This is a genomic window from Sporosarcina sp. SAFN-015 (assembly GCF_059415085.1).
In genome coordinates this window covers 290,416-303,228 of the sequence record NZ_JBPFDR010000003.1, presented here as the reverse complement: position 1 = coordinate 303,228, position 12,813 = coordinate 290,416, and the positions used below count along the sequence as shown (strand labels likewise).

9 protein-coding genes are annotated in these 12,813 nt (G+C 43.0%); all 9 read left to right on the top strand.

The genetic code is table 11. The features are described from left to right. Positions 1-87 precede the first annotated feature (87 nt). On the top strand, positions 88-972 hold the full coding sequence (tsf, locus tag ACR65H_RS07290) for a translation elongation factor Ts (RefSeq protein WP_440499498.1): 885 nt from the start codon (positions 88-90) through the stop codon (positions 970-972). 78 nt (positions 973-1,050) lie between these two features. After that, positions 1,051-1,776, top strand: a complete 726-nt coding sequence (gene pyrH, locus ACR65H_RS07285) for a UMP kinase (protein WP_440499497.1) — start codon at positions 1,051-1,053, stop codon at positions 1,774-1,776. Next, positions 1,777-2,334, top strand: a complete 558-nt coding sequence (frr, locus tag ACR65H_RS07280; protein WP_440499496.1) for a ribosome recycling factor — start codon at positions 1,777-1,779, stop codon at positions 2,332-2,334. A gap of 233 nt (positions 2,335-2,567) precedes the next feature. Then, on the top strand, positions 2,568-3,362 hold the full coding sequence (gene uppS / locus ACR65H_RS07275; RefSeq protein ID WP_440499495.1) for an undecaprenyl pyrophosphate synthase: 795 nt from the start codon (positions 2,568-2,570) through the stop codon (positions 3,360-3,362). Further along, positions 3,359-4,153, top strand: a complete 795-nt coding sequence (locus tag ACR65H_RS07270; RefSeq protein ID WP_440499494.1) for a phosphatidate cytidylyltransferase — start codon at positions 3,359-3,361, stop codon at positions 4,151-4,153. Before uppS ends, ACR65H_RS07270 begins: the two co-directional genes overlap by 4 nt. 22 nt (positions 4,154-4,175) lie before the next feature. Then, a complete protein-coding gene (dxr, locus tag ACR65H_RS07265) occupies positions 4,176-5,324 on the top strand; it encodes a 1-deoxy-D-xylulose-5-phosphate reductoisomerase (RefSeq protein ID WP_440499493.1) in 1,149 nt (382 codons plus the stop codon). A 44-nt stretch (positions 5,325-5,368) separates the two neighbouring features. After that, on the top strand, positions 5,369-6,628 hold the full coding sequence (rseP, locus tag ACR65H_RS07260; RefSeq protein WP_440499492.1) for an RIP metalloprotease RseP: 1,260 nt from the start codon (positions 5,369-5,371) through the stop codon (positions 6,626-6,628). Positions 6,629-6,714: 86 nt separating this feature from the next. Next, the gene (locus ACR65H_RS07255) at positions 6,715-8,415 is read left to right on the top strand and encodes a proline--tRNA ligase (RefSeq protein WP_440499491.1); all 1,701 of its coding nucleotides are present in this window, start codon (positions 6,715-6,717) and stop codon (positions 8,413-8,415) included. 75 nt (positions 8,416-8,490) lie between these two features. Continuing rightward, positions 8,491-12,810: a PolC-type DNA polymerase III gene (locus ACR65H_RS07250; RefSeq protein ID WP_440499490.1), complete on the top strand. Its 4,320-nt coding sequence runs from the start codon at positions 8,491-8,493 to the stop codon at positions 12,808-12,810. Positions 12,811-12,813: the final 3 nt, after the last annotated feature.

The following is a 12,813-nucleotide window of genomic DNA, read 5'->3' as shown; positions in this document are numbered from 1 at the left end:
TAATAAAACAGACGATAAGCGGCCAACCCCCTTATCGTCTTTTTTACAGATTGTCGTCTCAAATCACTCATACAGGAGGAACTAACAATGGCAATTACAGCACAAATGGTAAAAGAATTGCGTGAAAAAACGGGCGCAGGTATGATGGACTGCAAAAAAGCACTTACTGAAGTAAATGGTGACATGGATGCAGCAGTAGACTTCCTTCGTGAAAAAGGTCTATCAAGCGCAGCTAAAAAAGCTGACCGCATCGCTGCAGAAGGTACAACTGACATTATCGTCAACGGTAACGACGCTGTCATCTTCGAAGTAAACGCTGAAACAGACTTCGTTGCGAAAAACGAAGCGTTCCAAGCTCTTGTAAAAGAACTTGGCGAACACCTTCTAGCAACTAAACCAGCAACAATCGAAGAAGCAACTGAATCGAAAATGGAAAACGGCCTTACAGTCGCTGACCACATCTCTAATGCAGTTTCTAAAATCGGTGAGAAAATCACTCTTCGCCGCTTTGAAATCAAAACAAAAACGGACAACGATGCATTCGGTCCTTACCTTCACATGGGCGGCCGCATTGCGGTGTTGACAATCCTAGAAGGTTCTACTGACTCCGATGCTGCTAAAGACGTAGCAATGCACATCGCTGCTATGAACCCGCAATACATTTCTCGTGATGAAGTGTCCGAGGAAGAAGTAGAGCGTGAGCGCAAAGTTCTTACAGAGCAAGCGTTGAACGAAGGCAAGCCTGAAAATATCGTTGCAAAAATGGTTGAAGGCCGTCTTGGAAAATACTTCGAAGAAATTTGTGTTCTTGACCAAGCGTTCGTTAAAAACTCCGATCAAAAAGTACGCGATTTCGTTAAATCTACTGGCGGAACTTTGAAAGAGTTCGTTCGTTTCGCAGTAGGCGAAGGTATCGAAAAACGCGAAGACAACTTTGCCGATGAAGTAATGAGTCAAGTAAAAGGTAACTGATTAGATATAAAGATCAATTAGGGGACACAACTTTGTGTTCCCTATTTTTCGAGAAAACACTGTAGACGGAGGGTACATATGGGCGTCCCAAAATATAAAAGAATTGTCTTGAAGCTTAGCGGCGAGGCGCTTGCGGGTGATAAAGGCTACGGTCTTTCACCGGCAATCATCAAAACTGTTGCTGAACAAGTGAAAGAAGTTGTCGACCTTGGAGTTGAAGTTGCGGTCGTAGTTGGTGGAGGAAACATTTGGCGAGGGAAAGTCGGAAGTGAGATGGGCATGGACAGAACAACTGCCGATTATATGGGTATGCTCGCCACAGTCATGAATTCATTAGCTCTTCAGGACGCTCTTGAAAAATTAGACGTTGAAACACGTGTATCGTCATCAATCGATATGCGGCAAGTAGCGGAGCCGTATATTCGCAGAAAAGCGATTCGTCATTTGGAGAAAAAGCGAGTCGTCATATTTGCTGCTGGAACAGGAAATCCTTATTTCTCAACTGATACGACAGCTGCGCTTAGAGCTGCGGAAATCGAAGCAGACGTCATTTTAATGGCGAAAAATAATGTGGATGGTGTCTATTCGGCAGATCCGTTAAAAGATGAGAATGCAGTGAAATATACGGAATTGACTTACTTGGAAGTGATCAGCCAAGGACTAGAAGTCATGGATTCCACTGCTTCAACCCTATGTATGGACAATGATATCCCTCTCGTAGTATTCTCAATTATGGATAATGGAAATATTAAAAAGGCCGTGCTCGGTGAACCAATCGGTACGGTTGTGAGGAGGAATGGGTAAATGCCGAAAGCGATAATGGACCAAACGAAAGACAGAATGGATAAAGCGATCGGGTCTTTCACAAGACAACTCGCTTCCATTCGTGCAGGACGAGCGAACGCTTCATTGCTTGATCGGATTACAGTACTTTATTACGGAGCTCCAACGCCGCTAAACCAAATGGCAGGTATCTCTGTACCTGAAGCGAGACTTATGGTCATCCAACCGTATGATAAAACGACTTTAGGTGATATTGAAAAAGCGATATTGAAATCGGATATCGGTATCACTCCATCCAATGATGGATCGGTCATCCGTTTGGCAGTCCCCGCATTAACGGAAGAGCGCCGTAAAGAATTGGTGAAAGAAGTTAAAAAAGAAGCAGAAGACTCCAAAGTGGCAATTCGCAACATTCGCCGTGATGCAAACGATGAGTTGAAAAAGCTTGAAAAGAATGGGGACATCACTGAGGATGAATTACGCCGTGAAAGTGATGACATCCAAAAGTTGACTGATTCCTATATCGTTAAAATCGATGAGATTGCCAAAGATAAAGAAAACGAAATTTTGGAAATCTGATTGAAGAACTTTCTATACATTGGGGCGTCCTACTTTCAGGACGTCTTTTTTTCTGACCGTATATCATCCGTTTTACCGAATGATAAATATTTCACCATACGGCATGCATAATCTAAAAGGGCTGAACTCTTAATTTCAAAGAAACAATCAGCTGTATTAAATGAAATTTATCGGCTGATTTGATACGATAGACTAGGTACTTGCTCAAAAAGCAGGCGAGTGGAGGAAACGGAATGCTAGATAAACTGTTACGGAAAAAAACTGGAGAGAATGGACCGTCAATTTCCGACAGGCTAACGAAAGTCAAAAGTAGAACAATCCCTTCACACGTCGCCATCATCATGGATGGGAACGGCAGATGGGCAAGACGACGCAGTTTACCTCGGATTGCCGGACATCATGAAGGAATGAAAACTGTACGGAAAATCACCAGGATTGCAAATGACATAGGCATCAAAGTCTTGACATTGTACGCTTTTTCAACGGAAAACTGGAAACGGCCAAAAATGGAAATTGACTTTCTCATGAAACTGCCGGGAGAGTTCCTGACAACATACTTACCTGAATTGATCGAGCAAAATGTCAGGGTAGAAATGATCGGCAACTTCGATGCGCTGCCACCGCATACGAAAGAAGCAATCGTGAAAGCGATAGAGGCCACTTCAAAAAATGATGGACTCATTCTAAACTTCGCAATGAACTACGGCAGTCGCCTCGAAATGGCAATGGCAGTAAAAGAAATTGCACAATTGGCCGTAAACAACGAAATAGCAATCGAAGAGATTGACGAATCATTAATCGAGTCACATCTTATGACATCTCACTTGCCCGAACCGGATTTACTCATCCGGACGAGCGGCGAAGTGCGATTGTCGAATTTCATGCTTTGGCAACTAGCTTATTCGGAATTTTCCTTCACAGAGGTTCTCTGGCCGGACTTCGATGAATCATGCATGTTAAGTGCAATCGAAGAATTCCAAATGCGCAACCGAAGATTTGGAAGTGTGGAAGGGGATAAAGGAAATTGAAACAGAGAATTATAACAGCGCTCGTCGCACTGGCCGTTTTTTTTCCACTAGTGATAATTGGCGGACTCCCATTTACAATCGCGATTTATGTCATCGCTTCAATCGGCTTATATGAATTGCTGCGCATGAAGGATATTCGTATTTTTTCTATCGAGGGCATTCTCGTCTGGATTGCACTTGCGATTTTACTAATACCTTCAAAGTGGACTGTAGAATTTCAACAGTGGATTGGCTATACGAAAATCGAAATAATGTTTGCACTTATTCTTATTTTATTGATCTATACAGTCATCTCAAAAAACAAGTTCACTTTTGATCATGCGGCGTTCACGGCATTCAGTGCATTATACGTCGGCATCGGATTTTATTATTTGATAGAAACCCGATTTTATGGCTTCGAGTATGTATTCTATGCACTTTTAGTAATTTGGACAACAGATTCGGGGGCATATTTTGTTGGGAGAAAGATTGGTAAACGGAAGTTATGGCCGGAAATTTCTCCGAATAAAACAGTTGAAGGATTTCTAGGCGGAATCGTTTTTGCCGTATTGTTTGCATGTGTAATTCAAATCTTTTACCCAATAGCACCTTCATATGGAATGTTGATCATAGTAACGATCATTGCCTCAATTGTTGGGCAGTTGGGGGATTTAGTTGAATCGGCACTGAAGAGGCATTTTGGAGTGAAGGATTCCGGAAATCTTTTGCCGGGACATGGAGGAATTCTAGATCGTTTCGATAGTCTCCTTTTCGTGTTGCCGCTCATTCATTTTTTACACCTAGTCGGTTAATGGAAAGGAAGTTAATCATATTATGACGAAAAAAATAAGTCTGCTCGGTGCAACAGGATCGATCGGGATACAGACTCTCGATATTATTCAATCAAACAAAGAGCAATTTAAACTCGTATCTTTTTCTGCGGGGATGAATATTGGTAAAGTGCGGGAAATTACAGCGAAATTTCGTCCGGAACTCGTATCTGTCATGCATAAAGAGGACGCAGAATTGTTGCAATCGGAATTTCCAGAAACACGCTTTGTGCATGGAAAAGAAGGTCTCATTGAAGTTGCGGCACAGACGCGAGCGGACATGCTCGTCAATGCTGTAATCGGAAGCGTTGGACTAGAGCCTACTTTGAGAGCTATCCAAGAAGGCATAACAATTGCTATTGCGAATAAAGAGACACTTGTAGCAGCCGGTGATATCGTCATGGAAGAAGCGAAAAAACGGAATGTAACACTTCTACCTGTCGATAGTGAACACTCTGCACTTTTTCAGTCATTGAATGGTGAAAATCCGAAACGTGTTTCTCGTCTGATTTTAACGGCATCAGGTGGTAGTTTCAGGAACTTGACGAGAGAACAATTACAAAGCGTGACTGTAGAGCAGGCATTGGCTCATCCGAATTGGTCAATGGGAAATAAACTAACGATCGATTCTGCAACTATGATGAATAAAGGCCTTGAAGTGATTGAGGCGCATCATTTATTCAACATGCCATACGACAAGATCGATTGCTTGTTGCACAAGGAAAGCATCATCCACTCCATGGTTGAATTTGAAGACACGAGTGTCATGGCGCAACTTGGTTCGCCTGACATGCGGGTACCAATCCAATATGCAATGACATACCCGGATCGTATCACGATGCAAAACGCAAAACCGCTCCGCCTAGAGGAAATAAGCACACTTCATTTTGAAAAGATGGATTTCGAAAGGTTCAAAGCACTTGCTCTCGCTTATGAAGCAGGTAAGGAAGGCGGCACAATGCCGACAGTAATGAACGCTGCAAATGAAGTGGCGGTCCAATTGTTCATGCAAGGAAAGATTCCTTTCCTTCAAATCGAGGAGATTGTAGAACGGATGATGGACAATCATCAATCGATTTCCTCTCCGAATTTGGAAGCGATATTAGAAACCGATTCAATTACCCGTAAAATGGTGTATGATATGGTGAAATGAGTAATTCATAATCCGGCCGGATGGGCCAGTTAAGGTGGTTTTTTATGGAAACCGTTATAGCGTTTATTATAATATTTGGCTCTCTTGTCTTTTTTCATGAATTAGGACATTTCCTCTTCGCGAAAAAGGCTGGAATTATGGTGCGCGAATTCGCAATTGGATTCGGTCCGAAAATACTTGCTATCCGGAAAAAGGAGACCCTTTATACAATCCGTATTTTACCACTAGGCGGATATGTGAGAATGGCAGGCGAGGATTTCGACACGGTCGAGTTGCAACCTGGATATCGCGTTGGAGTCATTTTGAACGAAGACGATAAAATTGAAAAAATCTATTTGAATCGTGAAGTATCAAACCCGAACGTACTGTTTTTAGAAACGGAAACTGCAGATTTAAGCAAAGAGCTTTTTATCGAAGGTTATGACGAAGATGGAAACCTAATGAAATACGAGGTTTCCCGCAATGCAGTCATTTATGAAAAAGGGCAAGAAACGCTAATTGCTCCGTATGATCGCCAATTTGATTCAAAACCATTGAGAAGTCGGGCAATGGCTATTTTTGCAGGACCCCTTTTCAATTTCATTCTTGCATTCTTCATTTTTTTGGCGATCGGTCTTTTGAATGGAATACCTACAAACGAGCCTATCATTAAGGAAGTCATCAATGATAGTCCTGCTTTTGCTGCAGGAATGCAAGCCGGCGACTATGTTAAGGAAGTGGACGGCAAACCAATCGGAAGCTGGCAAGAATTCACTGAGACAATTCAGAAAAGTCCTGGTGAAAATCTTCAATTGAAGGTCGAGAGGGCAGGAGAATTGGTGACGTTAGCAGTCGTTCCAGAAACTTTGGTTGACGCTGGACAGAAATATGGACAAATCGGTGTAATGTACGAAAGTCCTTTAGAAAAAAATGCATTAAAAGCATTTGCCTTCGGTGCGGAGCAGACGTTTAGCTGGATGAAAAGAATCTTCGAACTGCTAGGTATGCTCGTTACCGGTAAGTTTACAATTGACGCATTAAGCGGACCTGTCGGCATTTATAAAGCGACGGAGACAGTTGCACAATGGGGTGTGTTCTCTCTAATGAACTGGGCTGCCGTGTTGAGCATCAACTTGGGGATTATGAACCTTTTACCTTTACCAGCATTAGATGGTGGAAGACTGCTCTTCTTCCTTTTTGAGGGAGTACGCGGCAAACCTATCGACAAGCAAAAAGAAGGTATGGTCCACTTCGTAGGCATCATGTTATTAATGGTCCTAATGCTCGTCGTCACCTGGAATGACATCCAAAGATTCTTCTTCTAATAAACATCACTATTATCATATAAGGAGAACATTTTATTTTTTCCAAGCAACAAATTATTTAAAAGAAATTCGAGGTGAAAGCTTTCATGAAACAATCACGGACATTCATCCCGACAATGCGTGAAATACCGACGGATGCCGATATCATTTCTCACCAACTTCTGCTAAGAGCAGGATATATCCGTCAACATATGAGCGGCGTCTATTCCTTCCTTCCCTTAGCGAAAAAAGTGATTCGAAAAATCGAGAACATCATCAGAGAAGAAATGGATGCAATAGAAGCTGTTGAAATGTTCATGCCGACATTGCAGTCATCTGATCTTTGGGAAGAAACAGGAAGATGGAATTCATACGGTTCCGAACTCTTCAGGATAAAGGATCGCCACGACCGCCAAATGGCTCTAGGGCCTACTCATGAAGAAGTCGTTACATCGCTCGTCAGAGATGAAGTAAAATCCTATAAGAAACTGCCACTGACGGTCTATCAAATCCAAACGAAGTTCAGAGATGAGAAACGACCAAGATTCGGACTGCTCCGCGGCAGGGAATTTATCATGAAAGACGCTTATTCATTTCATTCATCGAACGATAGTCTGGAAGAAAAATACAATGAAATGATGTCAGCATACTCGAATATCTTCTCGAGGCTCGGCTTGGATTACCGTGCTGTCATTGCTGATGGCGGAACAATCGGGGGCAAGGGTACTCACGAATTCATGGCTTTATCCGAAATAGGGGAAGATACGATTGCTTATAGTGATTCGTCTCCCTATGCAGCCAATATTGAAATGGCTGAAGTCAATGTAGAATATGAAATGCCAAAAGAAACTTTGAAAGAGATTATGAAAGTCGATACGCCAGGACAGAAAACGATAGCGGAAGTTGCTAATTTCTTAAACGTTGAACCTTCAAAAGTGATCAAGACGCTTATTTTCAAAGCGGATGATAAACTAATTGTCGTTTTATCACGAGGCGATCATGATATTAACGAGATTAAATTGAAAAATGCTATACAGGCAAATGATATTAGTCTTGCCACAGAAAAAGAGATTGAAGAAATGCTTGCATGTAAAGCAGGTTCAATTGGTCCTGTCAAATTGCCTCTTGATCTGAAAGTCTACGCAGACTATGCTGTTGAAAAGGTCGTAAACGGAGTTTGCGGAGCAAATGAAGACGGATGTCATTTAGTAAACGTGAATCCGGAACGTGATTTTGCAATCGACCGTTATTTGGACTTGCGATTCATCAAAGAAGGCGATCCGTCGCCTGACGGAAATGGAACGATCCGATTTGCCAAAGGGATTGAACTTGGCCATATCTTTAAATTGGGAACCGTTTATAGCGAGCCTATGAAAGCGACATACCTCGATGAAAACGGCAAGGCTCAACCATATATTATGGGTTGCTATGGTATCGGGGTTTCTCGGATTTTGTCTGCTCTTGCAGAGCAATATAATGATACGAACGGGTTGAAATTGCCGAAGCAGCTGTCTCCGTATGACATACATCTTGTGACAATCAACATGAAGGATGAAGCGCAAGTAAAATTGTCGGAGGAGCTCTATCATTTATTGAAATCGTACCGGTATGACATTTTACATGATGACCGTGACGAAAGAGCAGGTGTGAAATTCACGGATGCCGATCTTATTGGATTGCCAGTTCGACTTACAATTGGTAAGAAAGCGCAGGAAGGTATCGTTGAAGTGAAATTTAGAGAGACTGGCGAAACGGTTGAATGGCAAAAAGAAGAAGTGACCGAAAAGCTGCAAGCCTTTTTTAGTTAAAAAATAGATGGTTAGGAGGGGAAGGCCGAAAACGGCACTTCCCTTCTTTTCACTGTACGAAACGGGGGTATACATATGGATGCGAAAGTTAATTTGCTCACGTTGTTGCAACAGATTGGATTGACGGATGATCAAACGGTCTCCTATTTTGAGCAAGGAACATTGGAACGAGTAGATATTCATCGCAAATCGAGAATATGGCAATTCAATGTGGAGCTTGAAAAGACGTTGCCAGTTGCTGTCTATCAGTTATTTCAACAAAGAATGCGGGAAGCCTTTACTTCCATAGCGACGGTACGCCTTCAAATTAAAGTACGGACGACAGAAGGTAATCCCGAGTTGATCGTTGGCTATTGGCCACATGTAATTGAAGAAATGAGGGATATGTCACCTCCAATCCGCGAAAGGCTCATTAGTCAACAGCCTGTACTCGTTGGCGAGAAGATGACATTGACTTGTGCGAATGACTTTGAACGGCAGACGATGAAAAATAAGTATGGACCTCTCATCGCCGGAGTGTATGAAACTTTCGGCTTTCCTTCGATAGCTGTGGAATTCACGATTAAAGAAGGTGCTGAAGACAATAATGAGGCGGAAAGAATTGCATTTATGGCGCAGAAAAAAGCTGAAGAAGAAGAGTATGCGAAAAACGCCTTAGCCAACCTTCAAAAAATGGAAGCAATGAAGAAGGAGAATGGAGATGTCGGCAACAGACCATTTGTCTTAGGTGTTCCAATTAAACCTGATGAACCGATTGTCGGTATCCAAACGATTCAAGATGAGGAAAGACGCATTACGATTGAAGGCTATGTATTCGATACAGAAGTAAGAGAATTAAGAAGCGGTCGTTCATTACTGACAATGAAAGTTACCGATTATACTGATTCCATTTTAGTGAAAATGTTCTCTCGGGATAACGAAGATTCGGAGCTTATGAAAACATTGAAAAAAGGCGCATGGGTCCGTGCTAGAGGCAGCATACAGAATGATACATTCGTGCGTGATTTAATTATGATGGCTCAAGACGTTATGGAAATCACTCCAGTTATCAGAAAAGATAATGCTCCAGAAGATCGCAAACGGATTGAATTGCATGCCCATACAATGATGAGCCAAATGGATGCAGTGACTTCAGCATCGGCATTAGTTGCACAGGCGGCAAAATGGGGGCATCCAGCGATTGCGATTACCGATCATGCAAACGTTCAATCATTTCCTGAAGCATATTCGGCAGGCAAAAAGAATGGCATAAAAGTATTATTCGGCTTAGAGGCGAACTTGGTGGACGATGGTGTACCCATTGTCTATGACGAGCAGCATCGACAGCTCGAAAACGATACATTTGTTGTATTTGACGTGGAGACGACCGGCTTGTCTGCTGTCTACGACACCATTATAGAGTTGGCGGCGGTCAAAGTAGTGAATGGTGAGATTAAAGAGAGGTTTGAAAGGTTTGCGAACCCACATCACCCTCTATCTTCGACAACGACCGAACTGACTGGGATCACTGACGATATGGTGAAAGATGCACCTGAAGTATCGGAAGTCATAAAAGATTTCAAGGAATTTATTGGCGATGCGATCCTTGTCGCGCATAACGCATCATTTGATATGGGCTTCTTTTACGAAGCGAGCAAGAAGGCAGGATTGCACGATAAAAGCTATCCGGTCATCGATACGCTCGAGTTGGCTCGTTTCTTATATCCGGAGATGCGGAATCACCGCTTAAATACGTTGGCCAAAAAGTTCGATATTGAACTGACACAGCATCACCGCGCGATTTACGATACAGAAGCAACGGCATATTTATTCATTCGTCTTATGAAAGATGCGGCAACGGAAAAAGGAATTGAATACTTGGACGATTTCAATAAAAATATCGGTGAAGGGGATGCTTATAAACGATCAAGGCCATCCCACTGCACATTGCTTGCAACCGATGATGAAGGTTTGAAAAACCTTTTCAAACTCGTTTCCATTTCCCATATGGATTACTTTTACAGAGTGCCGCGTATTCCGCGCTCTTTATTGATGAAATACCGAAAAGGTCTTCTCGTCGGTTCGGGCTGCGACAAAGGGGAAGTCTTTGAAGGTTTAATGCAGAAGTCGATGGAAGAAGTCGAGGAAATTGCAGGATTTTACGATTACCTTGAACTTCATCCGAAACCTGCCTACTCTCATCTAATTGAACTGGAATTGGTCAGGGATGAATGGAATTTGGAAGATATTATGCGGAAGATGATTAAGCTCGGGAAAAAAGTCGGTCTGCCCGTCTGTGCAACGGGGAATGTCCACTATATCGACGAGACAGACGCTATGTATCGTCAAGTGCTTGTCCGTTCTCAAGGCGGCGCTAACCCGATGAATCGTCATTCCTTGCCTGAAGTCCATTTCCGGACGACTGACGAAATGCTCGAGCACTTCTCGTTTTTAGGCGAGGAAGTTGCCGAACAAATTGTCATCGATAATCCGCAGGCGATTGCTGACCGTGTCGGAGATGTGAAAGTAATTAAAGATGATCTGTATACGCCTACGATTGTCGGGGCGGATGATGAAGTTAGGGATCTCACTTATTCAATGGCTCGCAGCATTTATGGTGAACAGCTTCCTGAAATAATTGAAGCACGAATCGAGAAGGAGTTAAAATCGATCATCGACAATGGCTTTGCCGTCATTTATCTCATTTCGCACAAGCTCGTGAAGAAATCATTGGATGACGGATATCTTGTCGGTTCCCGTGGATCCGTCGGCTCTTCCCTCGTCGCGACGATGATGGAAATTACGGAAGTAAACCCGATGCCTCCACATTATGTTTGTCCATCATGCAAGACGTCCGAGTTCTTTGACGACGGGTCAGTCGGCTCCGGTTTTGACTTGCCGGACAAGGCGTGTCCGTCTTGCGGGACGATGTTTAAAAAAGATGGACAGGATATACCATTTGAAACCTTCCTCGGATTCAATGGAGATAAAGTTCCGGATATCGATTTGAACTTCAGTGGAGAGTACCAAGCACATGCACATAACTACACGAAAGAGCTTTTCGGAGAGGACTTTGTGTATCGTGCGGGAACGATTGGCACAGTTGCCGAAAAGACTGCGTACGGCTATGTCCGCGGATATATGAATGATAATAACCTTCATTTGCGCGGTGCGGAAATTGACAGACTCGTCCAAGGTTGTACGGGCGTCAAAAGGAATACCGGGCAGCATCCGGGTGGAATCATCGTTGTCCCAGACAATATGGAGATATTTGATTTTACACCGATTCAATTCCCGGCAGATGATACGGCTTCAAGCTGGCGGACGACGCATTTTGACTTCCATTCAATTGATAATAACCTTTTGAAGCTGGACATACTGGGGCACGATGATCCGACGATGATCAAAATGCTTGAAGACCTTTCAGGGATCGACCCGAAAACGATTCCGCCCGATGACGATGGAGTTATGGCGCTGTTTAGCGGGACTTCGTCATTAGGTGTCACGGAAGAGCAGATAGATTGCAAGACGGGAACTTTAGGTGTGCCTGAATTCGGTACTCGTTTCGTACGGCAAATGCTTGAGGAAACGAAGCCATCGACATTTTCAGAGCTCATCCAAATTTCCGGCCTTTCCCATGGGACGGACGTGTGGCTTGGAAATGCTCAAGAGCTAATCCAAAATAAAATCTGTCAATTGTCCGATGTAATCGGATGCCGTGATGATATTATGGTTTACTTAATATACCAAGGGCTTGAGCCGTCTGTAGCATTTAAGATAATGGAATCGGTCCGGAAAGGGAAAGGTCTGACGCCTGAATTCGAAGAAGAGATGAAGGCGAATGATGTGCCAGGCTGGTATATTGATTCATGCAAAAAGATCAAATATATGTTCCCGAAGGCACATGCCGCCGCTTATGTTCTAATGGCACTCCGAATCGCTTATTTTAAGGTACATCATCCAATTATGTATTATGCAGCCTATTTCACTGTCCGTGCGACTGATTATGATCTTGCGACAATGACGAAAGGCAATGCTTCCATCCGTGCGAAAATCAAAGAGATTAACGATAAAGGTTTAGAAGCATCACCTAAAGAGAAAAACTTGCTTACAGTACTTGAGATATCATTGGAAATGGTTGAGCGGGGCTTTTCATTCGCGAAGCCAGATTTATATAAATCCTCGGCATCCGAATTCATTATTGATGGCAACCAATTGATACCACCGTTTGATGCCATTCCTTCCTTAGGGACAAACGTCGCTAAAGCGATCGTAGAAGCCCGTAAAGATGGTATCTTCTTATCGAAAGAGGATTTGCAACAACGGGGAAGAGTCTCGAAAACGGTTATTGAGTATATGGATTCGTTAGGCTGCTTGGAAGGCATGCCAGATTCAAACCAACTTTCTCTTTTCTAATCC

Bases quoted from the DNA above. Each gene is read 5' to 3' on its own strand.
- tsf (WP_440499498.1), top strand. From the start codon at position 88: ATGGCAATTACAGCACAAATGGTAAAAGAATTGCGTGAAAAAACGGGC.
- pyrH (WP_440499497.1), top strand. From the start codon at position 1,051: ATGGGCGTCCCAAAATATAAAAGAATTGTCTTGAAGCTTAGCGGCGAG.
- frr (WP_440499496.1), top strand. From the start codon at position 1,777: ATGCCGAAAGCGATAATGGACCAAACGAAAGACAGAATGGATAAAGCG.
- uppS (WP_440499495.1), top strand. From the start codon at position 2,568: ATGCTAGATAAACTGTTACGGAAAAAAACTGGAGAGAATGGACCGTCA.
- dxr (WP_440499493.1), top strand. From the start codon at position 4,176: ATGACGAAAAAAATAAGTCTGCTCGGTGCAACAGGATCGATCGGGATA.
- rseP (WP_440499492.1), top strand. From the start codon at position 5,369: ATGGAAACCGTTATAGCGTTTATTATAATATTTGGCTCTCTTGTCTTT.
- ACR65H_RS07255 (WP_440499491.1), top strand. From the start codon at position 6,715: ATGAAACAATCACGGACATTCATCCCGACAATGCGTGAAATACCGACG.
- ACR65H_RS07250 (WP_440499490.1), top strand. From the start codon at position 8,491: ATGGATGCGAAAGTTAATTTGCTCACGTTGTTGCAACAGATTGGATTG.